This is a genomic window from Citrobacter sp. LJND-P06 (genome assembly GCF_058188415.1).
On the sequence record NZ_CP187317.1, the window covers coordinates 388,097 to 410,216 of the forward strand.

A 22,120-nucleotide genomic window follows, 5' to 3' on the forward strand; every position below is an offset into this window, starting at 1 on the left:
GAGAGGTTGATACAATGATTGGTTTAGTCGGTAAAAAAGTGGGTATGACCCGCATCTTCACTGAAGATGGCGTATCTATCCCAGTAACCGTAATCGAAGTTGAAGCAAACCGCGTTACTCAGGTTAAAGACCTGGCTAACGATGGCTACCGCGCTGTTCAGGTTACCACCGGTGCTAAAAAAGCTAACCGTGTAACTAAGCCGGAAGCTGGCCACTTTGCTAAAGCTGGCGTAGAAGCTGGCCGCGGCCTGTGGGAGTTCCGTCTGGCAGATGGTGAAGAATTCACCGTAGGTCAGAGCATTAGCGTTGAACTGTTTGCTGACGTTAAAAAAGTTGACGTAACCGGTACCTCTAAAGGTAAAGGTTTCGCTGGTACCGTTAAGCGCTGGAACTTCCGTACCCAGGACGCTACTCACGGTAACTCCTTGTCTCACCGCGTTCCGGGTTCTATCGGTCAGAACCAGACTCCGGGCAAAGTGTTCAAAGGCAAGAAAATGGCAGGTCAGATGGGTAACGAGCGTGTCACCGTTCAGAGCCTTGACGTAGTACGCGTTGACGCTGAGCGCAACCTGCTGCTGGTTAAAGGTGGTGTTCCGGGTGCGACCGGTTGCGACCTGATCGTTAAACCAGCTGTGAAGGCGTAAGGGGATAGCAATGGAATTAGTATTGAAAGACGCGCAGAGCGCGCTGACTGTTTCCGAAACTACCTTCGGTCGTGATTTCAACGAAGCGCTGGTTCACCAGGTTGTTGTTGCTTATGCAGCTGGTGCTCGTCAGGGTACTCGTGCTCAGAAGACTCGTGCTGAAGTAACTGGTTCAGGCAAAAAGCCGTGGCGCCAGAAAGGTACCGGCCGTGCGCGTTCAGGTTCTATCAAGAGCCCGATCTGGCGTTCCGGTGGCGTGACCTTCGCTGCTCGCCCGCAGGACCACAGTCAAAAAGTTAACAAAAAGATGTACCGCGGCGCGCTGAAAAGCATTCTGTCCGAACTGGTACGTCAGGATCGTCTGATCGTTGTCGAATCATTCTCTGTAGAAGCGCCTAAAACTAAGCTGCTGGCACAGAAACTGAAAGACATGGCTCTGGAAGATGTGCTGATCATCACCGGTGAGCTGGACGAAAATCTGTTCCTCGCAGCACGTAACCTGCACAAGGTTGACGTTCGCGATGCAACGGGTATCGACCCGGTTAGCCTGATCGCCTTCGACAAAGTCGTAATGACTGCTGATGCTGTTAAGCAAGTTGAGGAGATGCTGGCATGATTCGTGAAGAACGTCTGCTGAAGGTGCTGCGTGCACCGCACGTTTCTGAAAAAGCGTCTGCTGCGATGGAAAAAACCAATACCATCGTTCTCAAAGTTGCTAAAGACGCGACCAAAGCAGAAATCAAAGCTGCTGTGCAGAAACTGTTTGAAGTCGAAGTCGAAGTCGTTAACACCCTGGTTGTTAAAGGGAAAGTTAAACGTCACGGACAGCGTATCGGTCGTCGTAGCGACTGGAAAAAAGCTTACGTCACCCTGAAGGAAGGCCAGAATCTGGACTTCGTCGGCGGCGCTGAGTAAGTCGGAGGAGTAATACAATGGCAGTTGTTAAATGTAAACCGACATCTCCGGGTCGTCGCCACGTCGTTAAAGTGGTCAACCCAGAGCTGCACAAGGGCAAACCTTTTGCTCCGCTGGTTGAAAAAAACAGCAAATCCGGTGGTCGTAACAACAATGGCCGCATCACCACTCGTCACATCGGTGGTGGTCACAAGCAGGCTTATCGTATTGTTGACTTCAAACGCAACAAAGACGGTATCCCGGCAGTTGTTGAACGTCTTGAGTACGATCCGAACCGTTCCGCGAACATCGCGCTGGTTCTGTACAAAGATGGCGAACGCCGTTACATCCTGGCCCCTAAAGGCCTGAAAGCTGGCGACCAGATTCAGTCTGGCGTTGATGCTGCAATCAAAGCAGGTAACACCCTGCCGATGCGCAATATCCCGGTTGGTTCTACCGTTCATAACGTAGAAATGAAACCAGGTAAAGGCGGTCAGCTGGCACGTTCCGCTGGTACTTACGTTCAGATCGTTGCTCGTGATGGTGCTTATGTCACCCTGCGTCTGCGTTCTGGTGAAATGCGTAAAGTCGAAGCAGACTGCCGTGCAACTCTGGGCGAAGTTGGCAATGCTGAGCATATGCTGCGCGTTCTGGGTAAAGCAGGTGCTGCACGCTGGCGTGGTGTTCGTCCTACCGTTCGCGGTACTGCGATGAACCCAGTCGACCACCCACATGGTGGTGGTGAAGGTCGTAACTTTGGTAAGCACCCGGTAACTCCGTGGGGCGTTCAGACCAAAGGTAAGAAGACCCGCAGCAACAAGCGTACTGATAAATTCATCGTACGTCGCCGTAGCAAATAATTTTAGAGGATAAGCCATGCCACGTTCTCTCAAGAAAGGTCCTTTTATTGACCTGCACTTGCTGAAGAAGGTAGAGAAAGCGGTGGAAAGCGGAGACAAGAAGCCCCTGCGCACTTGGTCCCGTCGTTCAACGATCTTTCCTAACATGATCGGTTTGACCATCGCTGTCCATAATGGTCGTCAGCACGTTCCGGTATTTGTTTCCGATGAAATGGTCGGTCACAAACTGGGTGAATTCGCACCGACTCGTACTTATCGCGGCCACGCTGCTGATAAAAAAGCGAAGAAGAAATAAGGTAGGAGGAAGAGATGGAAACTTTAGCTCAACATCGCCATGCTCGTTCTTCTGCTCAGAAGGTTCGCCTTGTTGCAGACCTGATTCGCGGTAAGAAAGTGTCGCAGGCCCTGGATATTCTGACCTACACCAATAAGAAAGCGGCTGTACTGGTCAAGAAGGTTCTGGAATCTGCCATTGCTAACGCTGAACACAACGATGGCGCTGACATTGACGATCTGAAAGTTACGAAAATTTTCGTAGACGAAGGCCCGAGCATGAAGCGCATTATGCCGCGTGCAAAAGGTCGTGCAGATCGCATCCTGAAGCGCACCAGCCACATTACTGTGGTTGTGTCCGATCGCTGAGACTCTGGAGACTAGCAATGGGTCAGAAAGTACATCCTAATGGTATTCGCCTGGGTATTGTAAAACCATGGAACTCAACCTGGTTTGCGAACACCAAAGAATTCGCTGACAACCTGGACAGCGATTTTAAAGTACGTCAGTACCTGACTAAGGAACTGGCTAAAGCGTCTGTATCTCGTATCGTTATCGAGCGTCCGGCTAAGAGCATCCGTGTGACCATTCACACCGCTCGCCCGGGTATCGTTATCGGTAAGAAAGGCGAAGACGTAGAAAAACTGCGCAAAGTCGTAGCGGATATTGCTGGCGTTCCTGCCCAGATCAATATCGCCGAAGTGCGTAAGCCTGAACTGGACGCAAAATTGGTTGCTGACAGCATCACTTCTCAGCTGGAACGTCGCGTTATGTTCCGTCGTGCTATGAAGCGTGCTGTACAGAACGCAATGCGTCTGGGCGCGAAAGGTATTAAAGTTGAAGTTAGCGGCCGTCTGGGCGGCGCGGAAATTGCACGTACCGAATGGTACCGCGAAGGTCGCGTTCCTCTGCACACTCTGCGTGCTGACATCGACTACAACACCTCTGAAGCGCACACCACTTACGGTGTAATCGGCGTTAAAGTGTGGATCTTCAAAGGCGAGATCCTGGGTGGTATGGCTGCTGTTGAACAACCGGAAAAACCGGCTGCTCAACCTAAAAAGCAGCAGCGTAAAGGCCGTAAATAAGGAGCGTCGCTGATGTTACAACCAAAGCGTACAAAATTCCGTAAAATGCACAAAGGCCGTAACCGCGGTCTGGCGCAGGGTACGGATGTTAGCTTCGGCAGCTTCGGTCTGAAAGCTGTTGGCCGTGGTCGTCTGACTGCCCGTCAGATCGAAGCAGCACGTCGTGCTATGACCCGTGCAGTTAAGCGTCAAGGTAAGATCTGGATCCGTGTATTCCCAGACAAACCGATCACTGAAAAGCCGCTGGCAGTGCGTATGGGTAAAGGTAAAGGTAACGTGGAGTATTGGGTTGCCTTGATTCAGCCGGGTAAAGTCCTGTATGAAATGGACGGCGTACCGGAAGAGCTGGCCCGTGAAGCATTCAAGCTGGCAGCAGCGAAACTGCCGATTAAAACCACCTTTGTAACTAAGACGGTGATGTAATGAAAGCAAAAGAGCTGCGTGAGAAGAGTGTTGAAGAGCTGAACGCCGAACTGCTGAATCTGCTGCGTGAGCAGTTCAACCTGCGTATGCAGGCAGCAAGTGGCCAGCTGCAACAGTCTCACCTGTTGAAGCAAGTGCGTCGTGATGTCGCACGCGTTAAGACTTTACTGACTGAGAAGGCGGGTGCGTAATGACCGATAAAATCCGTACTCTGCAAGGTCGCGTTGTTAGCGATAAAATGGAGAAATCCATTGTTGTTGCTATCGAACGTTTTGTGAAACACCCGATCTACGGTAAATTCATTAAGCGTACGACCAAACTGCACGTACATGACGAGAACAACGAATGCGGTACTGGTGACGTGGTTGAAATCCGCGAATGCCGTCCGCTGTCCAAGACTAAGTCCTGGACGCTGGTTCGCGTTGTAGAGAAAGCTGTTCTGTAATAGAGTATGCATTCTCAACGAATAAACGGCTCAGCAGTGAGCCGTTTATTTTTTCTACCCATATCGTTTGAGCGGTGTTATAATGCTGCGCCCTCAATATGGGGCTTTTTAATGACCTGATATTCGGGTCTCAGTAGTAGTTGACATTAGCGGAGCACTAAAATGATCCAAGAACAGACTATGCTGAACGTCGCCGACAACTCCGGTGCACGTCGCGTAATGTGTATCAAGGTTCTGGGTGGCTCGCACCGTCGCTACGCAGGCGTAGGCGACATCATCAAGATCACCATCAAGGAAGCAATTCCGCGTGGTAAGGTCAAAAAAGGTGATGTGCTGAAGGCGGTAGTGGTGCGCACCAAGAAGGGTGTTCGTCGCCCGGACGGTTCTGTCATTCGCTTCGATGGTAATGCATGCGTTATTTTAAACAATAACAGTGAGCAGCCTATCGGTACGCGTATTTTTGGGCCGGTAACTCGTGAACTTCGCAACGAGAAGTTCATGAAAATTATCTCTCTGGCACCAGAAGTACTCTAAGGAGCGAATCATGGCAGCGAAAATCCGTCGTGATGACGAAGTTATCGTGTTAACCGGTAAAGATAAAGGTAAACGCGGTAAAGTAAAAAATGTCCTGTCTTCCGGCAAGGTCATTGTTGAAGGTATCAACCTGGTTAAGAAACATCAGAAGCCGGTTCCGGCCCTGAACCAACCAGGCGGCATTGTAGAGAAAGAAGCAGCTATTCAGATCTCTAACCTTGCTATCTTCAACGCGGCAACCGGCAAGGCCGACCGTGTAGGCTTTAGATTCGAAGACGGCAAAAAAGTCCGTTTCTTCAAGTCTAACAGCGAAACTATCAAGTAATTTGGAGTAGTACGATGGCGAAACTGCATGATTACTACAAAGACGAAGTAGTCGCTAAACTCATGACTGAGTTTAACTACAATTCTGTCATGCAAGTCCCTCGGGTCGAGAAGATCACCCTGAACATGGGTGTTGGTGAAGCGATCGCTGACAAGAAACTGCTGGATAACGCAGCAGCTGATCTGACAGCAATCTCCGGTCAAAAGCCGTTGATCACCAAAGCACGCAAATCAGTTGCAGGCTTCAAAATCCGTCAGGGCTATCCGATCGGCTGTAAAGTAACTCTGCGTGGCGAACGCATGTGGGAGTTCTTTGAGCGCCTGATCACTATTGCTGTTCCACGTATCCGTGACTTCCGTGGCTTGTCCGCTAAGTCTTTCGACGGTCGTGGTAACTACAGCATGGGTGTCCGTGAGCAGATCATCTTCCCAGAAATCGACTACGATAAAGTCGACCGCGTGCGTGGTTTGGATATTACCATTACCACTACTGCGAAATCTGACGAAGAAGGCCGTGCTCTGCTGGCTGCCTTTGACTTCCCGTTCCGCAAGTAAGGTAGGGTTACTAATGGCTAAGCAATCAATGAAAGCACGCGAAGTAAAACGCGTAGCTTTAGCTGATAAATACTTCGCGAAACGCGCTGAACTGAAAGCGATCATCTCTGATGTGAACGCTTCCGACGAAGATCGTTGGAATGCCGTTCTTAAGCTGCAGACTCTGCCGCGTGATTCCAGCCCGTCTCGTCAGCGTAACCGCTGCCGTCAAACAGGTCGTCCACATGGTTATGTGGGCAAGTTCGGGTTGAGCCGTATTAAGCTGCGTGAAGCCGCCATGCGCGGTGAAGTACCAGGCTTGAAAAAGGCTAGCTGGTAATTGTCACCAATTGAATCACGGGAGTAAAGACAGATGAGCATGCAAGATCCGATCGCGGATATGCTGACCCGTATCCGTAACGGTCAGGCCGCGAACAAAGCTGCGGTCACCATGCCTTCCTCCAAGCTGAAAGTGGCAATTGCCAACGTGCTGAAGGAAGAAGGTTTTATTGAAGATTTTAAAGTTGAAGGCGACACCAAGCCGGAACTGGAACTGACTCTTAAGTATTTCCAGGGTAAAGCTGTTGTAGAAAGCATTCAGCGTGTCAGCCGCCCAGGCCTGCGCATCTACAAACGTAAAGATGAGCTGCCGAAAGTTATGGCCGGCATGGGTATCGCAGTTGTTTCTACCTCTAAAGGTGTTATGACTGATCGTGCAGCGCGCCAAGCTGGTCTTGGTGGCGAAATTATCTGCTACGTAGCCTAATCGGAGGAAAAAATGTCTCGTGTTGCTAAAGCACCGGTCGTTGTTCCTGCCGGCGTTGATGTAAAAATCAACGGTCAGGTTATTACGATCAAAGGTAAAAACGGCGAGCTGACTCGTACTCTCAACGATGCTGTTGAAGTTAATCATGCAGATAATGCACTGACCTTCGGTCCGCGTGATGGTTACGCAGACGGTTGGGCTCAGGCTGGTACCGCGCGTGCCCTGCTGAACTCAATGGTTATCGGTGTTACCGAAGGCTTCACTAAGAAGCTGCAGCTGGTTGGTGTAGGTTATCGTGCAGCGGTCAAAGGGAATGTAGTAAACCTGTCTCTGGGTTTCTCTCATCCTGTTGATCATGAGCTGCCGGCAGGGATTACTGCAGAATGCCCGACTCAAACTGAAATCGTGCTGAAAGGCGCTGATAAGCAGGTGATCGGTCAGGTTGCAGCAGATCTGCGTGCCTACCGTCGTCCTGAGCCTTACAAAGGCAAGGGTGTTCGTTACGCCGACGAAGTCGTGCGTACCAAAGAGGCTAAGAAGAAGTAAGGTAACACTATGGATAAGAAATCTGCTCGTATCCGTCGTGCGACCCGCGCACGCCGCAAGCTCAAAGAGCTGGGCGCAACTCGCCTGGTGGTACATCGTACCCCGCGTCATATTTACGCACAGGTAATTGCACCGAACGGTTCTGAAGTTCTGGTAGCTGCTTCTACTGTAGAAAAAGCTATCGCTGAACAACTGAAGTACACCGGTAACAAAGACGCTGCTGCAGCTGTGGGTAAAGCTGTCGCCGAACGCGCTCTGGAAAAAGGCATCAAAGATGTTTCCTTTGACCGTTCCGGGTTCCAATATCATGGTCGTGTCCAGGCACTGGCAGATGCTGCCCGTGAAGCTGGCCTTCAGTTCTAAGGTAGAGGTGTAAGATGGCTCACATCGAAAAACAAGCTGGCGAACTGCAGGAAAAGCTGATCGCGGTAAACCGCGTATCTAAAACCGTTAAAGGTGGTCGTATTTTCTCCTTCACAGCTCTGACTGTTGTTGGTGATGGTAATGGCCGCGTTGGTTTTGGTTACGGTAAAGCACGCGAAGTTCCGGCAGCGATCCAGAAAGCGATGGAAAAAGCTCGTCGCAATATGATTAACGTCGCGCTGAACCACGGCACCCTGCAGCACCCGGTTAAGGGTACTCACACGGGTTCTCGTGTATTCATGCAGCCGGCTTCCGAAGGTACCGGTATCATCGCCGGTGGTGCAATGCGCGCCGTCCTGGAAGTCGCTGGAGTTCGTAACGTTCTGGCTAAAGCGTATGGTTCCACCAACCCGATTAACGTGGTTCGTGCAACTATCGATGGTCTGGAAAATATGAAATCTCCGGAAATGGTCGCTGCCAAGCGTGGTAAATCCGTTGAAGAAATTCTGGGGAAATAAACCATGGCAAAGACTATTAAAATTACTCAAACCCGCAGTGCAATCGGTCGTTTGCCGAAACACAAGGCAACGCTGCTTGGCCTGGGTCTGCGTCGTATTGGTCACACCGTAGAACGCGAGGATACTCCTGCTGTTCGTGGTATGGTCAACGCGGTTTCCTTCATGGTTAAAGTTGAGGAGTAAGAGATGCGTTTAAATACTCTGTCTCCGGCCGAAGGCTCCAAAAAGGCGGGTAAACGCCTGGGTCGTGGTATCGGTTCTGGCCTCGGTAAAACCGGTGGTCGTGGTCACAAAGGTCAGAAGTCTCGTTCTGGCGGTGGCGTACGTCGCGGTTTCGAGGGTGGTCAGATGCCTCTGTACCGTCGTCTGCCGAAATTCGGCTTCACTTCTCGTAAAGCAGCGATTACAGCCGAAGTTCGTCTGTCTGACCTGGCTAAAGTAGAAGGCGGCGTTGTAGACCTGAACACGCTGAAAGCAGCTAACATTATCGGTATCCAGATCGAGTTCGCGAAAGTGATCCTGGCTGGTGAAGTTTCAACTCCGGTAACTGTTCGTGGCCTGCGTGTTACTAAAGGCGCTCGTGCTGCTATCGAAGCTGCTGGCGGTAAAATCGAGGAATAAGTAGCAGATGGCTAAACAACCGGGATTAGATTTTCAAAGTGCCAAAGGTGGCTTAGGCGAGCTGAAACGCAGACTGCTGTTTGTAATCGGCGCGCTGATTGTGTTCCGTATTGGCTCTTTCATTCCGATCCCTGGTATTGATGCCGCTGTACTTGCCAAACTGCTTGAGCAACAGCGAGGCACCATCATTGAAATGTTCAACATGTTCTCTGGTGGTGCTCTCAGCCGTGCTTCTATCTTTGCTCTGGGTATCATGCCGTATATTTCGGCATCAATTATTATCCAGCTACTGACGGTGGTTCACCCAACGTTGGCAGAAATCAAGAAAGAAGGGGAGTCTGGTCGTCGTAAGATCAGCCAGTACACCCGCTACGGTACTCTGGTGCTGGCAATATTCCAGTCGATCGGTATTGCTACCGGTCTGCCGAATATGCCTGGTATGCAAGGCCTGGTAATGAATCCGGGCTTTGCATTCTATTTCACCGCTGTTGTGAGTCTGGTTACAGGGACTATGTTCCTGATGTGGCTCGGCGAACAGATTACTGAACGTGGTATCGGTAACGGTATCTCGATCATTATCTTCGCCGGTATCGTTGCGGGACTCCCGCCAGCCATTGCCCATACTATCGAGCAAGCGCGTCAAGGCGACCTGCACTTCCTCGTGTTGCTGTTGGTTGCAGTATTAGTATTTGCAGTGACGTTCTTTGTTGTATTTGTTGAGCGTGGTCAACGCCGCATTGTGGTAAACTACGCGAAACGTCAACAAGGTCGTCGTGTCTATGCTGCACAGAGCACACATTTACCGCTGAAAGTGAATATGGCGGGGGTTATCCCGGCAATTTTCGCTTCCAGTATCATTCTGTTCCCAGCAACCATCGCGTCATGGTTCGGGGGCGGAACCGGTTGGAACTGGCTGACAACAATTTCGCTGTATTTGCAGCCTGGGCAACCGCTTTATGTGTTACTCTATGCGTCTGCAATCATATTCTTCTGTTTCTTCTACACGGCGTTGGTTTTCAACCCGCGTGAAACAGCAGATAACCTGAAGAAGTCCGGTGCATTTGTACCAGGAATTCGTCCGGGAGAGCAAACGGCGAAGTATATCGATAAAGTAATGACCCGCCTGACCCTGGTTGGTGCGCTTTACATTACCTTTATCTGCCTGATCCCGGAGTTCATGCGTGATGCAATGAAAGTACCGTTCTACTTCGGTGGGACCTCACTGCTTATCGTTGTTGTCGTGATTATGGACTTTATGGCTCAAGTGCAAACTCTAATGATGTCAAGTCAGTACGAGTCTGCATTGAAGAAGGCGAACCTGAAAGGCTACGGCCGATAACTGGTCGCCCGAGAAGTTACGGAGAGTAAAAATGAAAGTTCGTGCTTCCGTCAAGAAATTATGCCGTAACTGCAAAATCGTTAAGCGTGATGGTGTCATCCGTGTGATTTGCAGTGCCGAGCCGAAGCATAAACAGCGCCAAGGCTGATTTATTCGCATATTTTTCTTGCAAAGTTGGGTTGAGCTGGCTAGATTAGCCAGCCAATCTTTTGTATGTCTGTGCGTTTCCATTTGAGTATCCTGAAAACGGGCTTTTCAGCATGGTGCGTACATATTAAATAGTAGGAGTGCATAGTGGCCCGTATAGCAGGCATTAACATTCCTGATCAAAAACATGCTGTGATCGCATTAACTTCGATCTACGGCGTCGGCAAGACCCGTTCCAAGGCCATTTTGGCTGCAGCGGGTATCGCTGAAGATGTTAAGATCAGTGAGCTGTCTGAAGAACAAATCGACACGCTGCGTGACGAAGTTGCCAAATTTGTCGTTGAAGGTGATCTGCGCCGTGAAGTTAGCATGAGCATCAAGCGCCTTATGGACCTTGGTTGCTATCGCGGTTTGCGTCATCGTCGTGGTCTCCCGGTTCGCGGTCAGCGTACCAAGACCAACGCACGTACCCGTAAGGGTCCGCGCAAACCGATCAAGAAATAATCGGGGTGATTGAATAATGGCAAAGGCACCAATTCGTGCACGTAAACGTGTAAGAAAACAAGTCTCTGACGGCGTGGCTCATATCCATGCTTCTTTCAACAACACCATCGTGACTATCACTGATCGTCAGGGTAACGCGCTGGGTTGGGCAACAGCCGGTGGTTCCGGTTTCCGTGGTTCTCGCAAATCCACTCCGTTTGCAGCTCAGGTTGCAGCAGAGCGTTGCGCTGACGCCGTGAAAGAATACGGCATCAAGAATCTGGAAGTTATGGTCAAAGGACCGGGTCCAGGTCGCGAATCTACTATTCGTGCACTGAACGCCGCTGGTTTCCGCATCACTAATATTACTGATGTGACTCCGATCCCTCATAACGGTTGTCGTCCGCCGAAAAAACGCCGCGTATAACGCTGTCGTTTCCAGGTTTGTTGGAGAAAGAAAATGGCAAGATATTTGGGTCCTAAGCTCAAGCTGAGCCGTCGTGAGGGCACCGACTTATTCCTTAAGTCTGGCGTTCGCGCGATCGATACCAAGTGTAAAATTGAACAAGCTCCTGGCCAGCACGGTGCGCGTAAACCGCGTCTGTCTGACTATGGTGTGCAGTTGCGTGAAAAGCAAAAAGTTCGCCGTATCTACGGTGTGCTGGAGCGTCAGTTCCGTAACTACTACAAAGAAGCAGCACGTCTGAAAGGCAACACCGGTGAAAACCTGTTGGCTCTGCTGGAAGGTCGTCTGGACAACGTTGTATACCGTATGGGCTTCGGCGCCACTCGTGCAGAAGCACGTCAGCTGGTAAGCCATAAAGCAATTATGGTAAACGGTCGTGTTGTTAACATCGCTTCTTATCAGGTTAGTCCGAATGACGTTGTTAGCATTCGTGAGAAAGCGAAGAAGCAGTCTCGCGTGAAAGCCGCTCTGGAGCTGGCTGAGCAGCGTGAAAAGCCAACCTGGCTGGAAGTTGATGCTGGCAAGATGGAAGGTACGTTTAAGCGTAAGCCTGAGCGTTCTGATCTGTCTGCGGACATTAACGAACACCTGATCGTCGAGCTTTACTCCAAGTAAAGCTTAGTACCAAAGAGAGGACACAATGCAGGGTTCTGTGACAGAGTTTCTAAAACCGCGCCTGGTAGATATCGAGCAAGTGAGTTCGACGCACGCCAAGGTGACCCTTGAGCCTTTAGAGCGTGGCTTTGGCCATACTCTGGGTAACGCACTGCGCCGTATTCTGCTCTCATCGATGCCGGGTTGCGCGGTGACCGAGGTTGAGATTGATGGTGTACTACATGAGTACAGCACCAAAGAAGGCGTTCAGGAAGATATCCTGGAAATCCTGCTCAACCTGAAAGGGCTGGCGGTGAGAGTTCAGGGTAAAGATGAAGTTATTCTTACCTTGAATAAATCTGGCATTGGCCCTGTGACTGCAGCCGATATCACCCATGATGGGGATGTCGAAATCGTCAAGCCGCAGCACGTGATCTGCCACCTGACCGATGAGAACGCGTCTATTAGCATGCGTATCAAAGTTCAGCGCGGTCGTGGTTATGTGCCGGCTTCTACCCGAATTCATTCGGAAGAAGATGAGCGCCCAATCGGCCGTCTGCTGGTCGACGCATGCTACAGCCCTGTAGAGCGTATTGCCTACAATGTTGAAGCAGCGCGTGTAGAACAGCGTACCGACCTGGACAAGCTGGTCATCGAAATGGAAACCAACGGCACAATCGATCCTGAAGAGGCGATTCGTCGTGCGGCAACCATTCTGGCTGAACAACTGGAAGCTTTTGTTGACTTACGTGATGTACGTCAGCCTGAAGTGAAAGAAGAGAAACCAGAATTCGATCCGATCCTGCTGCGCCCTGTTGACGATCTGGAATTGACTGTCCGCTCTGCTAACTGCCTTAAAGCAGAAGCTATCCACTATATCGGTGATCTGGTACAGCGTACTGAGGTTGAGCTTCTTAAGACGCCTAACCTTGGTAAAAAATCTCTTACTGAGATTAAAGACGTGCTGGCTTCCCGTGGACTGTCTCTGGGCATGCGCCTGGAAAACTGGCCACCGGCAAGCATCGCTGACGAGTAACCGGATCACAGGTTAAGGTTTTACTGAGAAGGATAAGGTCATGCGCCATCGTAAGAGTGGTCGTCAACTGAACCGCAACAGCAGCCATCGCCAGGCAATGTTCCGCAACATGGCAGGTTCACTGGTTCGTCATGAAATCATCAAGACGACCCTGCCTAAAGCGAAAGAGCTGCGCCGCGTAGTTGAGCCGCTGATTACTCTTGCCAAGACTGATAGCGTAGCTAATCGTCGTCTGGCATTCGCCCGCACTCGTGATAACGAGATCGTGGCAAAACTGTTTAACGAGCTGGGCCCGCGTTTCGCGAGCCGCGCCGGTGGTTACACTCGCATTCTGAAGTGTGGCTTCCGTGCAGGCGACAACGCGCCGATGGCATACATCGAGCTGGTTGATCGCTCTGAATCGAAAGCAGAAGCTGCTGCAGAGTAATCTGTAGTAACGTAAAAAAACCCGCCCCGGCGGGTTTTTTTATATCCGTTGTGTCCCCACTTGCCTACAATATCTGTACTCTTTTTGTTCATCCCCTGGAGTATTTATGTGGTTACTTGACCAGTGGGCAGAGCGCCATATTGTCGATGCACAATCCAAAGGCGAGTTTGATAATCTTCCTGGTAGCGGGAAAGCGCTCATTCTTGATGATGACTCGCATGTCCCCGAAGATCTTCGTGTTGGTTATCGTTTATTAAAAAATGCAGGATGCCTGCCTCCGGAGCTGGAACACCGCAGAGAGGCCATTCAGTTACTTGATATGCTCAAGGGTATCAGGCAGGACGACCCGCAGTATCAGGAAGTTAGCCGACGTCTGTCGTTGCTCGAGTTAAAATTGAGACAGGCGGGTTTGAGTACTGAGTTTTTACGTGGAGAATATGCAGACAAACTGATGCATAAAATCAACGATCAATAACGGAGTTCTTATGTACCGCATTGGTGAGCTGGCAAAGCTGGCAGAAGTGACCCCTGATACCATCCGCTATTATGAAAAGCAGCAAATGATGGAGCATGAAGTGCGTACCGAAGGGGGATTTCGGCTTTATACCGAAAGCGATCTCCAGCGGCTTAAGTTTATTCGTTATGCGCGCCAGCTTGGTTTTACGCTTGAGTCGATCCGCGAACTGCTTTCGATCCGCGTTGATCCTGAACATCACACATGTCAGGAATCGAAGGGGATTGTGCAGGAGCGACTGAAAGAAGTGGAAGCCAGAATTGCAGAACTGCAAACCATGCAGCGTTCACTGCAAAGACTCAATGATGCTTGCTGTGGCAAAGCGCACAGTAGTGTCTATTGTTCGATTCTGGAGGCCCTGGAACAGGGGGCGAGTGGAGTCAAAACAGGCTGTTGATTTATTGAACGCAGGCGCTTACACTCGCGCCGTAAAACAACCACTGGAGAAATTATGAGTCGTTATCAGCATACGAAAGGGCAGATAAAGGACAATGCCATCGAGGCATTACTGCATGACCCTTTATTCAGGCAGCGCGTAGAAAAAAATAAGAAAGGGAAAGGAAGTTATCTACGAAAAGGTAAGCATGGCAATCGGGGGAACTGGGAGGCCAGTGGCAAGAGCGTAAATCACTCTCTTACCACTGGCCTTCTGCTTTCAGCGACGTGTTAAGAACGCGTATTTTGCTCTTTCAGCAGGTCGCGGATTTCGGTAAGTAACACTTCTTCTTTTGTCGGCGCAGGTGCAGCAGCCGGTTCTTCTTTCTTACGATTGAGTTGATTGATCAGTTTGATTGCCATAAAAATGGCAAATGCGACAATCACAAAATCAATGATGTTCTGAATGAATACACCATAGTGCATGACGACCGCCGGGATATCTCCCTGCGCGGCACGCAATGTGACAGCAAATTGTTTAAAGTCGATCCCGCCAATTAATAATCCCAGAGGCGGCATGATGATATCGGCAACCAGTGAGGAAACAATTTTACCGAATGCCGCACCAATAATGACGCCCACCGCCAAATCCACAACATTCCCGCGCATCGCGAATTCGCGAAATTCTTTAATTATGCTCATTTTATTCTCCCTAAGCAGCTGACGAGTCTAAGTTTAACAAATGTTAAAGTATTTTCCATTTATGGATATTCTCTTTAGGAAAATAAATTAAACCTTGATAAATAAAGGGAATTAAAAAAGGCACCGAAACGGTGCCCTCTTAAAATTACAGGAAGAAAGGACTTGGCTGGAATAAACGTTCAACGTCGGTAATAAACTTTTTGTCTGTCAGGAACATAATGACATGATCGCCCTGCTCAATACGCAGATTATCGTTGGCGATCATGACATCGTTTCCTCTGACAACTGCACCAATGATCGTTCCCGGCGGAAGTTTTATTTCATCGATCACGCGGCCCACGACGCGGGAAGTCGTCTCATCACCGTGTGCAACAGCTTCTATGGCCTCCGCAACGCCACGTCGTAATGAAGATACCCCGACAATGTCAGCTTTACGTACGTGACTGAGAAGTGCGGAGATGGTTGCCTGCTGCGGTGAAATCGCAATATCAATCACGCTGCCCTGAACAAGATCGACATAGGCACGACGCTGAATCAGCACCATCACCTTTTTGGCCCCCATCCGTTTGGCGAGCATTGCCGACATAATATTCGCTTCATCGTCATTGGTGACCGCGATGAACAGATCAACTTGATCGATATGTTCTTCCGCCAATAATTCTTGATCCGAAGCATCGCCAAAGAAGACGATTGTATTCTGTAGTTTCTCGGCAAGCTCGGCTGCACGTTGCTGATTTCGCTCAATCAACTTCACGCTGTAATCTTTTTCCAGACGACGTGCAAGGCCTGCGCCGATATTCCCGCCACCGACCAGCATGATGCGTTTGTAGGGTTTTTCCAGGCGTTGCAATTCACTCATCACAGCACGAATGTGCTGAGAGGCAGCGATAAAGAAGACTTCGTCACCCGCTTCGACAATGGTGGATCCTTGCGGACGAATCGGTCTGTCGTGGCGAAAAATTGCCGCGACACGGGTATCGATATGCGGCATATGTTCGCGCATGGTGGATAATGCGTTTCCAATCAGCGGACCGCCATAATAGGCTTTTACCACAGCCAGGCTGACTTTACCTTCCGCGAAATTGACCACCTGCAATGCGCCAGGGTATTCAATTAGTCGATAGATATTATCAATGACTAATTGCTCCGGCGCGATGAGATGATCAATAGGAACCGCGTCGGAATGGAATAGCTTATCCGCATCGCGGACATAATCTGGCGAGCGAATTCGTGCAATACGGTTCGGCGTGTTGAAGAGAGAATAGGCTACCTGACAGGCGACCATATTGGTTTCATCGGAGCTGGTAACGGCGACCAGCATGTCCGCATCATCAGCCCCCGCTTCACGCAGCACACGAGGATGGGAACCATGCCCTTGTACCACGCGAAGATCGAATTTGTCCTGCAAACTGCGCAGGCGCTCACCGTTGGTATCGACCACCGTGATATCGTTGTTCTCTCCGACCAGGTTTTCAGCCAGCGTACCGCCAACTTGTCCTGCGCCCAGAATGATAATTTTCATCAGTCGCGACCCGTTATCTCATCACTTTTTGATTAGCTTAGCGTAAAAGAAGCCATCACCGTCTTCCAGTCCTGGTAGATTTTGCAGCCCTGGATTATCAGGTGTACCTGTTTCCTGTAACAGAGCGTTTGGCGTGCGCTGCAAGAAGGTTTTAATCTGCTGACTGTTTTCTTCCGGCAGAATGGAACAGGTAGCGTAAACCAGCGTACCGCCTGGTTTCAGATGTGGCCATACGGCATCCAGAATTTCAGACTGCAACTGAGCAAGTTCAGCGATATCACGGTCACGACGCAGCCACTTGATGTCCGGATGGCGACGAATAACACCAGTCGCTGAACAGGGGGCATCCAGCAGAATACGGTCAAACTGCTGCTCGCCGCACCATTGTGCTGGATAACGCCCATCACCTTGCTTAACGCTCGCTTTCATGCCCAGACGTTTCAGGTTGTCATAGACGCGAGAAAGTCGCGTCTCATCAATATCAACGGCCATAACGTGCGTGTCTGGGGCAGCTTCGAGAATGTGCGTTGTTTTACCGCCAGGGGCTGCGCAAAGATCCAAAATCTGCTCACCATTTTTGGGAGAGAGATAAGTGATGCAACCCTGCGCAGAAGCATCCTGAACGGTGACCCAACCCGCGTCAAAGCCGGGTAAAGCATGAACGGGTACCGGTGTTTCCAGGCGAACGGCGTCAGGATAAGCTGGATGAGTAAAGCCGGTCATACCCGCTTCTTCCAGCAATGCCAGCCAGCCGTCACGAGAATGGTGCGTACGGTTCACTCGCAGCCACATAGGCGGGCGTTGATTATTGGCTTCCGCAATGGCTTCCCATTGTGTGGGATACGCATTCTGTAAACGTTTTAACAGCCAGGAAGGATGCAAAAAACGCGCATCACTGCCGGCAAACTCAGCCAGCAACGCTTCTTGCTGGCGCTGAAACTGGCGCAATACCCCGTTGATCAGCCCTTTAAGCTGTGGGCGCTTAATTGCAACCGCACCTTCTACTGTTTCCGCCAGGGCGGCATGGGGAGGAATGCGGGTGTACAACAGTTGGTAGAAGCCCACCATAATCAGGTAATGCACGGTGCGCTGTTTACCAGTCATCGGCCGAGACATTAACTTGTTGATCAGCCAGTCTAATTGCGAAAGCGTGCGCAATACACCAAAGCACAACTCCTGGAGAAGCGCTTTGTCTTTATCAGAAACCTTTTGCTGTAAGGGAGGCAGGACATTGCTAAGCGATTGTCCTTGCTCGATGACCTGCTCAATGGCTTGCGCCGCTATGCTACGTAAATTAAATTGTTTTTTCATAACCGCAAAAATAAAAATGCCCGGTTACACCGGGCGTATTGAGAGGTGACCGTCAGGCCAGACGGTTGCCAGGAATAAACCATTCCCGACGTGAATTTAGTAGATCCTGGGCGCTCATCGCCTTTTTCCCTGCGGGTTGCAATGAGAGCAGGTTCAGGATGCCGCTGCCCGTCGCGACCTGGATTCCTTGTTTTGTGGCCTCAAGGATGGTGCCGGGTTCTGCTTGCGTAGAGGCCTCAATGACTGATGCCTGCCAGACTTTCACGGGTTGACCTTCTATTTCCAGCCAGCTCATCGGCCAGGGGTTAAAGGCACGAATGCAACGTTCTAACTGTGCGGCAGAGAGAGACCAATCTATGTGGGCCTCTTCTTTGCTGAGCTTCTCTGCATGGGTAACCAGAGCGTCGTTTTGCACTTCAGGTTTTGCGGTACCTGCAGCGAGTTGCTTGAGTGTATCGATCAGCCCCTGCGGGCCCAGGTTTGCCAGTTTGTCATACAGCGTGCCGCTGGTATCTTCTGCTGTGATTGGGCATGCAAGCTTATAAAGCATGTCACCCGTATCCAGGCCGACATCCATTTGCATAATGGTTACACCCGTTTCGGTATCGCCAGCCCACAGCGAACGCTGAATAGGTGCGGCGCCGCGCCAACGAGGGAGCAGGGATCCGTGAACGTTGATGCAGCCAAGACGTGGCATGTCCAGTACCGCTTTTGGCAGAATCAGCCCATAGGCCACTACGACCATGACATCCGCGTTTAAGTCGGCGACCTGTTGCTGGTTTTCCTGCGGGCGTAAAGAGACGGGCTGAAAAACCGGTAACCCTTTCTCTTCGGCCAGGACTTTCACAGGGCTGGGCATCAGTTTTTTGCCGCGTCCTGCCGGGCGGTCAGGTTGGGTAAACACACCAACGACGTTATGTCCTGAAGACAACAGCGCGTCGAGATGACGCGCTGCAAAGTCAGGTGTACCCGCAAAAATGATACGTAGTGAGTCTGACACGTTGATTCTTGTCCTTAAGCTCGGGCGTTCAGGCGGTCGAGTTTTTCAACTTTCTGACGGATACGTTGTTGTTTCAACGGCGACAGGTAATCAATAAAGAGTTTACCGACCAGATGGTCCATCTCATGCTGAATACAAATCGCCAGCAGGCCATCCGCTTCCAGTTCAAAAGGTTTACCATCGCGATCGAGGGCGCGAATTTTTACTTTCTCTGCACGTGGCACTAACGCACGCTGTTCTGGAATAGAAAGACAGCCTTCCTCAATACCGGTTTCACCGTATTTTTCCAGCAACTCTGGATTGATGAGTACCAGGCGTTCATCGCGGTTCTCGGATACATCAATCACGATAATACGTTGATGGATATCGACCTGCGTTGCCGCCAGACCAATACCTTCTTCGGCGTACATCGTCTCGAACATATCATCGACGATACGCTGAATTTCTGCATTCACTTCTTCTACCGGTTTTGCGACTTTGCGAAGGCGCTCGTCCGGAATATGTAACACTTGCAAAACTGACATAGTTATCCAGAGTTGTGTTCAGGAGTTGGAAAGATTATTACCTCTATTCTAGACAAAACCCCTGCTGATTGACAGCATCACTGACCAATCGCAAAGATTGCCAGGACCGCTTGTGACAGGGGGAGAAGGATGACCCATATCGAAATTTGGTTACGCCTAATGCGTGTCAGTGAGATGTACGGTGACACAATGGTACGTACGGCCAATTTTCTCATTAACCAGACCCATATCGATTCGGAATTGTTGCACAGTGCAGGATTCTCAATCCGTCAGGCTGAACGCTTTTTAACGCTGCCGCAAAAGGAGCTGGACTCTGCGCTGAATTGGTTAGCGCAGCCCCATCACTATTTCATTACGGCGGAGAGTCAGTATTACCCTCCACAGCTTCGTGCGATTGAAGACTACCCTGGCGTGCTCTTTGTCTCCGGGGAGCCAGAATGTCTCGACTCCGTCCAGCTTGCTGTTGTGGGGAGTCGCTCACACTCCTGGTATGGTGAACGATGGGGGCGCATATTCTGCGAAAAGCTTGCCGCGGCAGGGATTACGGTGACCAGCGGACTGGCACTTGGTATCGATGGTGTCGCACATAAAGCCGCGTTAAGTGTCAATGGGAAAAGCGTTGCCGTATTGGGTAACGGTCTGTTGGCTGTACATCCGCGTCGGCATGCTCAGCTCGCAGAAAACATCATTGGTATGGGAGGCGCCCTGATCTCTGAGTTTCCGCTGGCGACACCTCCGTTAGCGCATCATTTCCCCCGGCGAAACCGCATTATTAGTGGTCTCAGTAAAGGCGTTTTGGTGATTGAGGCAGCTCTGCGCAGTGGCTCTCTGGTTACCGCACGTTGCGCGATGGAGCAAGGGCGAGAGGTCTTTGCTTTACCAGGGCCGATAGGCAGCCCGGGAAGTGAAGGTCCCCATTGGCTGATAAAGCAGGGGGCCACACTGGTGACAGCGCCAGAGGATATATTTGAAAATTTGCAATACGGGTTACATTGGTTGCCAGATGAGCCTGAAAATACACTTTATTCACCAGATCACGAAGCGGTGGCATTGCCATTTCCTGAGCTCCTGGCTAACGTAGGAGATGAGGCAACACCTGTTGACGTCGTCGCTGAACGTGCCGGCCAACCTGTGCCAGAGGTAGTGGCTCAGCTACTCGAACTGGAGTTAGCAGGATGGATCGCAGCTGTACCCGGCGGCTATGTCCGATTGAGGAGGGCAAGCCATGTTCGACGTACTAATGTATTTGTTTGAGACATACATCCATAACGAAGCTGAACTGCGTGTGGATCAGGACAAACTGGAACGGGATCTTACCGACGCTGGTTTTGATCGTGAAGACATCTACAACGCGTTATTGTGGCTGGAAAAGCTTGCTGACTATCAGGAAGGCCTCGCTGAACCCATGCAACTTGCCTCAGATCCGCTCTCTGTACGTATTTATACTGCTGAGGAGTGCGATCGCCTGGATGCCAGTTGCCGGGGATTCTTGTTATTCCTGGAGCAGATACAGGTGCTAAACCTCGAAACACGGGAAATGGTCATTGAACGTGTGCTCGCGTTGGATACTGCAGAATTCGACCTGGAAGATCTAAAGTGGGTGATCCTGATGGTTCTGTTCAACATTCCAGGTTGTGAAAATGCATATCAACAAATGGAAGAATTACTCTTTGAAGTGAATGAAGGTATGCTGCATTAAACGATCTTCATTCAGCATGAGTTGTTATGGCTAAATCAGCACTGTTCACGGTGCGCAAAAATGAGCCCTGCCCGCAATGCGGGGCTGAGCTTGTTATTCGTTCCGGGAAACACGGTCCGTTTCTCGGCTGCTCGCAATATCCGGAATGTGATTATGTCCGTCCTCTGAAATCGTCAGCGGACGGACATATTGTCAAAGTTCTGGAGGGTAAGTTCTGTCCTGCATGCGGCGCTGAACTTGTGTTGCGGCAGGGGCGGTTTGGTATGTTTATTGGTTGCAGCGATTATCCCGCGTGCGGGCATACCGAAATTATCGATAAACCTGATGAAACCGCGATTACCTGCCCTCAGTGCCGGACGGGCCATCTGGTTCAGCGCCGTTCACGTTATGGCAAAACCTTTCATTCCTGCGATCGCTATCCTGAGTGTCAGTTTGTCATCAACTTCAAACCGATAGCGGGAGAGTGTCCTGAGTGCCACTACCCTCTACTCATCGAAAAGAAAACCGCGCAGGGTGTGAAACACGTCTGTGCCAGTAAACAATGTGGAAAGCCGTTACCGGCGGATATTAAAAGTGAATAAGAACCTGCCAGCAGACGCTATCGCCGCGGCGATAGAAGTACTGAATAAAGAAAATGTCATCGCCTATCCAACAGAAGCTGTTTTCGGTGTCGGGTGCGATCCTGACAGCGAAACCGCGGTCACTCGATTGTTGGAGCTGAAACAGCGACCCGTTGATAAAGGTCTCATATTGATCGCAGCAAATTTTGAACAGCTTAGATCTTATATTGATGACAGCATGCTTACGGATGCCCAACGGGAAGCCGTATTTGCCCGCTGGCCTGGTCCTGTCACGTTTGTTTTTCCAGCCCCTGCATCGACGCCTCGCTGGCTGACAGGTCGGTTTTCATCTTTGGCCGTGCGCGTCACCGACCATCCGCTCGTGGTTGCATTGTGCCAGGCTTATGGTAAGCCGTTAGTTTCTACCAGCGCCAACCTGAGTGGATTGCCACCATGCCGTACCGTTGAAGAAGTACGGGAGCAGTTCGGGGCAGACTTCCCTGTTGTTGAAGGTGAAACGGGAGGTCGTTTGAATCCATCTGAAATTCGTGATGCCCTGACGGGTGAATTGTTTCGACAGGGGTAAGA

At 50.6% G+C, this 22,120-nt stretch carries 39 protein-coding genes; 34 read left to right on the top strand and 5 right to left on the bottom strand.

Annotated elements, in window-relative coordinates:
* Positions 1–14: 14 nt before the first annotated feature.
* From rplC to ACO7SM_RS01925, 30 genes are all read left to right on the top strand, one after another.
* Complete coding sequence (gene rplC / locus ACO7SM_RS01780; RefSeq protein WP_162383477.1) at positions 15–644, top strand: 50S ribosomal protein L3; 630 nt, start codon at positions 15–17, stop codon at positions 642–644.
* A gap of 10 nt (positions 645–654) precedes the next feature.
* Positions 655–1,260 (top strand): 50S ribosomal protein L4, encoded by a 606-nt coding sequence (gene rplD / locus ACO7SM_RS01785; protein ID WP_003031119.1) that lies wholly within the window; start codon positions 655–657, stop codon positions 1,258–1,260.
* On the top strand, positions 1,257–1,559 hold the full coding sequence (rplW, locus tag ACO7SM_RS01790; protein ID WP_004868363.1) for a 50S ribosomal protein L23: 303 nt from the start codon (positions 1,257–1,259) through the stop codon (positions 1,557–1,559). The genes rplD and rplW overlap by 4 nt, the downstream gene beginning before the upstream one ends.
* A gap of 17 nt (positions 1,560–1,576) precedes the next feature.
* Complete coding sequence (gene rplB / locus ACO7SM_RS01795; protein WP_000301869.1) at positions 1,577–2,398, top strand: 50S ribosomal protein L2; 822 nt, start codon at positions 1,577–1,579, stop codon at positions 2,396–2,398.
* Between the two features lie 16 nt (positions 2,399–2,414).
* On the top strand, positions 2,415–2,693 hold the full coding sequence (gene rpsS, locus ACO7SM_RS01800) for a 30S ribosomal protein S19 (RefSeq protein ID WP_001138115.1): 279 nt from the start codon (positions 2,415–2,417) through the stop codon (positions 2,691–2,693).
* 14 nt (positions 2,694–2,707) lie between these two features.
* The gene (gene rplV, locus ACO7SM_RS01805) at positions 2,708–3,040 is read left to right on the top strand and encodes a 50S ribosomal protein L22 (protein WP_000448832.1); all 333 of its coding nucleotides are present in this window, start codon (positions 2,708–2,710) and stop codon (positions 3,038–3,040) included.
* A 17-nt stretch (positions 3,041–3,057) separates the two neighbouring features.
* Complete coding sequence (gene rpsC, locus ACO7SM_RS01810) at positions 3,058–3,759, top strand: 30S ribosomal protein S3 (protein WP_000529945.1); 702 nt, start codon at positions 3,058–3,060, stop codon at positions 3,757–3,759.
* 12 nt (positions 3,760–3,771) lie between these two features.
* Positions 3,772–4,182: a 50S ribosomal protein L16 gene (gene rplP / locus ACO7SM_RS01815; protein WP_000941212.1), complete on the top strand. Its 411-nt coding sequence runs from the start codon at positions 3,772–3,774 to the stop codon at positions 4,180–4,182.
* On the top strand, positions 4,182–4,373 hold the full coding sequence (rpmC, locus tag ACO7SM_RS01820) for a 50S ribosomal protein L29 (protein ID WP_049839668.1): 192 nt from the start codon (positions 4,182–4,184) through the stop codon (positions 4,371–4,373). The genes rplP and rpmC overlap by 1 nt, the downstream gene beginning before the upstream one ends.
* Positions 4,373–4,627, top strand: a complete 255-nt coding sequence (rpsQ, locus tag ACO7SM_RS01825) for a 30S ribosomal protein S17 (protein ID WP_003031120.1) — start codon at positions 4,373–4,375, stop codon at positions 4,625–4,627. Before rpmC ends, rpsQ begins: the two co-directional genes overlap by 1 nt.
* Before the next feature lie 162 nt (positions 4,628–4,789).
* Positions 4,790–5,161, top strand: coding sequence for a 50S ribosomal protein L14 (gene rplN / locus ACO7SM_RS01830; RefSeq protein ID WP_000613954.1), 372 nt, complete (start codon positions 4,790–4,792; stop codon positions 5,159–5,161).
* 10 nt (positions 5,162–5,171) lie between these two features.
* Positions 5,172–5,486: a 50S ribosomal protein L24 gene (gene rplX / locus ACO7SM_RS01835; protein ID WP_003031122.1), complete on the top strand. Its 315-nt coding sequence runs from the start codon at positions 5,172–5,174 to the stop codon at positions 5,484–5,486.
* 14 nt (positions 5,487–5,500) lie between these two features.
* The gene (rplE, locus tag ACO7SM_RS01840; protein WP_003031123.1) at positions 5,501–6,040 is read left to right on the top strand and encodes a 50S ribosomal protein L5; all 540 of its coding nucleotides are present in this window, start codon (positions 5,501–5,503) and stop codon (positions 6,038–6,040) included.
* A gap of 13 nt (positions 6,041–6,053) precedes the next feature.
* Positions 6,054–6,359 carry a 30S ribosomal protein S14 gene (rpsN, locus tag ACO7SM_RS01845; protein ID WP_012135425.1) on the top strand — a complete coding sequence of 102 codons (306 nt, stop codon included), beginning with the start codon at positions 6,054–6,056 and terminating at the stop codon, positions 6,357–6,359.
* Positions 6,360–6,392: 33 nt separating this feature from the next.
* A complete protein-coding gene (gene rpsH / locus ACO7SM_RS01850; RefSeq protein WP_003031127.1) occupies positions 6,393–6,785 on the top strand; it encodes a 30S ribosomal protein S8 in 393 nt (130 codons plus the stop codon).
* Positions 6,786–6,797: 12 nt separating this feature from the next.
* Positions 6,798–7,331 carry a 50S ribosomal protein L6 gene (gene rplF / locus ACO7SM_RS01855; protein ID WP_162383475.1) on the top strand — a complete coding sequence of 178 codons (534 nt, stop codon included), beginning with the start codon at positions 6,798–6,800 and terminating at the stop codon, positions 7,329–7,331.
* 9 nt (positions 7,332–7,340) lie between these two features.
* Positions 7,341–7,694, top strand: coding sequence for a 50S ribosomal protein L18 (gene rplR / locus ACO7SM_RS01860; RefSeq protein WP_000358956.1), 354 nt, complete (start codon positions 7,341–7,343; stop codon positions 7,692–7,694).
* 14 nt (positions 7,695–7,708) lie between these two features.
* The gene (rpsE, locus tag ACO7SM_RS01865; RefSeq protein ID WP_003031131.1) at positions 7,709–8,212 is read left to right on the top strand and encodes a 30S ribosomal protein S5; all 504 of its coding nucleotides are present in this window, start codon (positions 7,709–7,711) and stop codon (positions 8,210–8,212) included.
* A gap of 3 nt (positions 8,213–8,215) precedes the next feature.
* Positions 8,216–8,395, top strand: coding sequence for a 50S ribosomal protein L30 (gene rpmD / locus ACO7SM_RS01870; protein WP_001140434.1), 180 nt, complete (start codon positions 8,216–8,218; stop codon positions 8,393–8,395).
* A gap of 3 nt (positions 8,396–8,398) precedes the next feature.
* A complete protein-coding gene (gene rplO / locus ACO7SM_RS01875) occupies positions 8,399–8,833 on the top strand; it encodes a 50S ribosomal protein L15 (RefSeq protein WP_162383474.1) in 435 nt (144 codons plus the stop codon).
* 7 nt (positions 8,834–8,840) lie between these two features.
* Positions 8,841–10,172, top strand: coding sequence for a preprotein translocase subunit SecY (secY, locus tag ACO7SM_RS01880; protein ID WP_001118864.1), 1,332 nt, complete (start codon positions 8,841–8,843; stop codon positions 10,170–10,172).
* A 31-nt stretch (positions 10,173–10,203) separates the two neighbouring features.
* Positions 10,204–10,320 (top strand): 50S ribosomal protein L36, encoded by a 117-nt coding sequence (rpmJ, locus tag ACO7SM_RS01885; RefSeq protein ID WP_000868187.1) that lies wholly within the window; start codon positions 10,204–10,206, stop codon positions 10,318–10,320.
* 146 nt (positions 10,321–10,466) lie between these two features.
* Positions 10,467–10,823, top strand: coding sequence for a 30S ribosomal protein S13 (rpsM, locus tag ACO7SM_RS01890; RefSeq protein WP_003031135.1), 357 nt, complete (start codon positions 10,467–10,469; stop codon positions 10,821–10,823).
* A 16-nt stretch (positions 10,824–10,839) separates the two neighbouring features.
* A complete protein-coding gene (gene rpsK / locus ACO7SM_RS01895; protein WP_001029684.1) occupies positions 10,840–11,229 on the top strand; it encodes a 30S ribosomal protein S11 in 390 nt (129 codons plus the stop codon).
* Positions 11,230–11,262: 33 nt separating this feature from the next.
* Positions 11,263–11,883: a 30S ribosomal protein S4 gene (gene rpsD, locus ACO7SM_RS01900; RefSeq protein ID WP_000135224.1), complete on the top strand. Its 621-nt coding sequence runs from the start codon at positions 11,263–11,265 to the stop codon at positions 11,881–11,883.
* A gap of 25 nt (positions 11,884–11,908) precedes the next feature.
* The gene (locus ACO7SM_RS01905) at positions 11,909–12,898 is read left to right on the top strand and encodes a DNA-directed RNA polymerase subunit alpha (protein WP_001162094.1); all 990 of its coding nucleotides are present in this window, start codon (positions 11,909–11,911) and stop codon (positions 12,896–12,898) included.
* Positions 12,899–12,938: 40 nt separating this feature from the next.
* On the top strand, positions 12,939–13,325 hold the full coding sequence (gene rplQ / locus ACO7SM_RS01910; RefSeq protein WP_001216372.1) for a 50S ribosomal protein L17: 387 nt from the start codon (positions 12,939–12,941) through the stop codon (positions 13,323–13,325).
* A 106-nt stretch (positions 13,326–13,431) separates the two neighbouring features.
* Entirely contained in the window at positions 13,432–13,800 is a 369-nt protein-coding gene (locus ACO7SM_RS01915; RefSeq protein WP_490469478.1) for a DnaJ family domain-containing protein, read from the top strand.
* Between the two features lie 10 nt (positions 13,801–13,810).
* Complete coding sequence (zntR, locus tag ACO7SM_RS01920; protein WP_203359774.1) at positions 13,811–14,236, top strand: Zn(2+)-responsive transcriptional regulator; 426 nt, start codon at positions 13,811–13,813, stop codon at positions 14,234–14,236.
* A gap of 54 nt (positions 14,237–14,290) precedes the next feature.
* Positions 14,291–14,509, top strand: coding sequence for an alternative ribosome-rescue factor A (locus ACO7SM_RS01925; protein WP_490469479.1), 219 nt, complete (start codon positions 14,291–14,293; stop codon positions 14,507–14,509).
* Here the strand turns inward: ACO7SM_RS01925 and mscL are convergent.
* From mscL to def, 5 genes are all read right to left on the bottom strand, one after another.
* Positions 14,506–14,916, bottom strand: a complete 411-nt coding sequence (mscL, locus tag ACO7SM_RS01930; RefSeq protein WP_203359776.1) for a large-conductance mechanosensitive channel protein MscL — start codon at positions 14,914–14,916, stop codon at positions 14,506–14,508. The two genes, ACO7SM_RS01925 and mscL, sit on opposite strands and share 4 nt — an antisense overlap.
* Before the next feature lie 145 nt (positions 14,917–15,061).
* Positions 15,062–16,438 carry a Trk system potassium transporter TrkA gene (trkA, locus tag ACO7SM_RS01935; RefSeq protein WP_490469480.1) on the bottom strand — a complete coding sequence of 459 codons (1,377 nt, stop codon included), beginning with the start codon at positions 16,436–16,438 and terminating at the stop codon, positions 15,062–15,064.
* Positions 16,439–16,459: 21 nt separating this feature from the next.
* Entirely contained in the window at positions 16,460–17,749 is a 1,290-nt protein-coding gene (gene rsmB / locus ACO7SM_RS01940) for a 16S rRNA (cytosine(967)-C(5))-methyltransferase RsmB (RefSeq protein WP_490469481.1), read from the bottom strand.
* A 52-nt stretch (positions 17,750–17,801) separates the two neighbouring features.
* Positions 17,802–18,749 (bottom strand): methionyl-tRNA formyltransferase, encoded by a 948-nt coding sequence (gene fmt / locus ACO7SM_RS01945; RefSeq protein ID WP_490469482.1) that lies wholly within the window; start codon positions 18,747–18,749, stop codon positions 17,802–17,804.
* A 14-nt stretch (positions 18,750–18,763) separates the two neighbouring features.
* Positions 18,764–19,273 carry a peptide deformylase gene (def, locus tag ACO7SM_RS01950; RefSeq protein WP_192610782.1) on the bottom strand — a complete coding sequence of 170 codons (510 nt, stop codon included), beginning with the start codon at positions 19,271–19,273 and terminating at the stop codon, positions 18,764–18,766.
* Between the two features lie 129 nt (positions 19,274–19,402).
* Between def and dprA the strand changes: the two genes are divergently transcribed.
* From dprA to tsaC, 4 genes are read left to right on the top strand one after another with little or no spacing between them, the layout of a single operon-like run.
* Positions 19,403–20,527, top strand: a complete 1,125-nt coding sequence (dprA, locus tag ACO7SM_RS01955) for a DNA-protecting protein DprA (RefSeq protein ID WP_490469483.1) — start codon at positions 19,403–19,405, stop codon at positions 20,525–20,527.
* Positions 20,499–20,972: a DUF494 family protein Smg gene (smg, locus tag ACO7SM_RS01960; protein ID WP_192610784.1), complete on the top strand. Its 474-nt coding sequence runs from the start codon at positions 20,499–20,501 to the stop codon at positions 20,970–20,972. The genes dprA and smg overlap by 29 nt, the downstream gene beginning before the upstream one ends.
* A 26-nt stretch (positions 20,973–20,998) precedes the next feature.
* Positions 20,999–21,553: a DNA topoisomerase family protein gene (locus ACO7SM_RS01965; RefSeq protein ID WP_490469484.1), complete on the top strand. Its 555-nt coding sequence runs from the start codon at positions 20,999–21,001 to the stop codon at positions 21,551–21,553.
* Positions 21,546–22,118 carry an L-threonylcarbamoyladenylate synthase type 1 TsaC gene (tsaC, locus tag ACO7SM_RS01970; protein ID WP_490469485.1) on the top strand — a complete coding sequence of 191 codons (573 nt, stop codon included), beginning with the start codon at positions 21,546–21,548 and terminating at the stop codon, positions 22,116–22,118. The genes ACO7SM_RS01965 and tsaC overlap by 8 nt, the downstream gene beginning before the upstream one ends.
* The last annotated feature ends 2 nt before the right edge of the window (positions 22,119–22,120 follow it).

Excerpts from the sequence above, each read along its gene's own strand:
- rplC (WP_162383477.1), top strand. The coding sequence starts at position 15 with ATGATTGGTTTAGTCGGTAAAAAAGTGGGTATGACCCGCATCTTCACT.
- rplD (WP_003031119.1), top strand. The coding sequence starts at position 655 with ATGGAATTAGTATTGAAAGACGCGCAGAGCGCGCTGACTGTTTCCGAA.
- rplW (WP_004868363.1), top strand. The coding sequence starts at position 1,257 with ATGATTCGTGAAGAACGTCTGCTGAAGGTGCTGCGTGCACCGCACGTT.
- rplB (WP_000301869.1), top strand. The coding sequence starts at position 1,577 with ATGGCAGTTGTTAAATGTAAACCGACATCTCCGGGTCGTCGCCACGTC.
- rpsS (WP_001138115.1), top strand. The coding sequence starts at position 2,415 with ATGCCACGTTCTCTCAAGAAAGGTCCTTTTATTGACCTGCACTTGCTG.
- rplV (WP_000448832.1), top strand. The coding sequence starts at position 2,708 with ATGGAAACTTTAGCTCAACATCGCCATGCTCGTTCTTCTGCTCAGAAG.
- rpsC (WP_000529945.1), top strand. The coding sequence starts at position 3,058 with ATGGGTCAGAAAGTACATCCTAATGGTATTCGCCTGGGTATTGTAAAA.
- rplP (WP_000941212.1), top strand. The coding sequence starts at position 3,772 with ATGTTACAACCAAAGCGTACAAAATTCCGTAAAATGCACAAAGGCCGT.
- rpmC (WP_049839668.1), top strand. The coding sequence starts at position 4,182 with ATGAAAGCAAAAGAGCTGCGTGAGAAGAGTGTTGAAGAGCTGAACGCC.
- rpsQ (WP_003031120.1), top strand. The coding sequence starts at position 4,373 with ATGACCGATAAAATCCGTACTCTGCAAGGTCGCGTTGTTAGCGATAAA.
- rplN (WP_000613954.1), top strand. The coding sequence starts at position 4,790 with ATGATCCAAGAACAGACTATGCTGAACGTCGCCGACAACTCCGGTGCA.
- rplX (WP_003031122.1), top strand. The coding sequence starts at position 5,172 with ATGGCAGCGAAAATCCGTCGTGATGACGAAGTTATCGTGTTAACCGGT.
- rplE (WP_003031123.1), top strand. The coding sequence starts at position 5,501 with ATGGCGAAACTGCATGATTACTACAAAGACGAAGTAGTCGCTAAACTC.
- rpsN (WP_012135425.1), top strand. The coding sequence starts at position 6,054 with ATGGCTAAGCAATCAATGAAAGCACGCGAAGTAAAACGCGTAGCTTTA.
- rpsH (WP_003031127.1), top strand. The coding sequence starts at position 6,393 with ATGAGCATGCAAGATCCGATCGCGGATATGCTGACCCGTATCCGTAAC.
- rplF (WP_162383475.1), top strand. The coding sequence starts at position 6,798 with ATGTCTCGTGTTGCTAAAGCACCGGTCGTTGTTCCTGCCGGCGTTGAT.
- rplR (WP_000358956.1), top strand. The coding sequence starts at position 7,341 with ATGGATAAGAAATCTGCTCGTATCCGTCGTGCGACCCGCGCACGCCGC.
- rpsE (WP_003031131.1), top strand. The coding sequence starts at position 7,709 with ATGGCTCACATCGAAAAACAAGCTGGCGAACTGCAGGAAAAGCTGATC.
- rpmD (WP_001140434.1), top strand. The coding sequence starts at position 8,216 with ATGGCAAAGACTATTAAAATTACTCAAACCCGCAGTGCAATCGGTCGT.
- rplO (WP_162383474.1), top strand. The coding sequence starts at position 8,399 with ATGCGTTTAAATACTCTGTCTCCGGCCGAAGGCTCCAAAAAGGCGGGT.
- secY (WP_001118864.1), top strand. The coding sequence starts at position 8,841 with ATGGCTAAACAACCGGGATTAGATTTTCAAAGTGCCAAAGGTGGCTTA.
- rpmJ (WP_000868187.1), top strand. The coding sequence starts at position 10,204 with ATGAAAGTTCGTGCTTCCGTCAAGAAATTATGCCGTAACTGCAAAATC.
- rpsK (WP_001029684.1), top strand. The coding sequence starts at position 10,840 with ATGGCAAAGGCACCAATTCGTGCACGTAAACGTGTAAGAAAACAAGTC.
- rpsD (WP_000135224.1), top strand. The coding sequence starts at position 11,263 with ATGGCAAGATATTTGGGTCCTAAGCTCAAGCTGAGCCGTCGTGAGGGC.
- ACO7SM_RS01905 (WP_001162094.1), top strand. The coding sequence starts at position 11,909 with ATGCAGGGTTCTGTGACAGAGTTTCTAAAACCGCGCCTGGTAGATATC.
- rplQ (WP_001216372.1), top strand. The coding sequence starts at position 12,939 with ATGCGCCATCGTAAGAGTGGTCGTCAACTGAACCGCAACAGCAGCCAT.
- ACO7SM_RS01915 (WP_490469478.1), top strand. The coding sequence starts at position 13,432 with ATGTGGTTACTTGACCAGTGGGCAGAGCGCCATATTGTCGATGCACAA.
- zntR (WP_203359774.1), top strand. The coding sequence starts at position 13,811 with ATGTACCGCATTGGTGAGCTGGCAAAGCTGGCAGAAGTGACCCCTGAT.
- ACO7SM_RS01925 (WP_490469479.1), top strand. The coding sequence starts at position 14,291 with ATGAGTCGTTATCAGCATACGAAAGGGCAGATAAAGGACAATGCCATC.
- mscL (WP_203359776.1), bottom strand. The coding sequence starts at position 14,916 with ATGAGCATAATTAAAGAATTTCGCGAATTCGCGATGCGCGGGAATGTT.
- trkA (WP_490469480.1), bottom strand. The coding sequence starts at position 16,438 with ATGAAAATTATCATTCTGGGCGCAGGACAAGTTGGCGGTACGCTGGCT.
- rsmB (WP_490469481.1), bottom strand. The coding sequence starts at position 17,749 with ATGAAAAAACAATTTAATTTACGTAGCATAGCGGCGCAAGCCATTGAG.
- def (WP_192610782.1), bottom strand. The coding sequence starts at position 19,273 with ATGTCAGTTTTGCAAGTGTTACATATTCCGGACGAGCGCCTTCGCAAA.
- dprA (WP_490469483.1), top strand. The coding sequence starts at position 19,403 with ATGACCCATATCGAAATTTGGTTACGCCTAATGCGTGTCAGTGAGATG.
- smg (WP_192610784.1), top strand. The coding sequence starts at position 20,499 with ATGTTCGACGTACTAATGTATTTGTTTGAGACATACATCCATAACGAA.
- ACO7SM_RS01965 (WP_490469484.1), top strand. The coding sequence starts at position 20,999 with ATGGCTAAATCAGCACTGTTCACGGTGCGCAAAAATGAGCCCTGCCCG.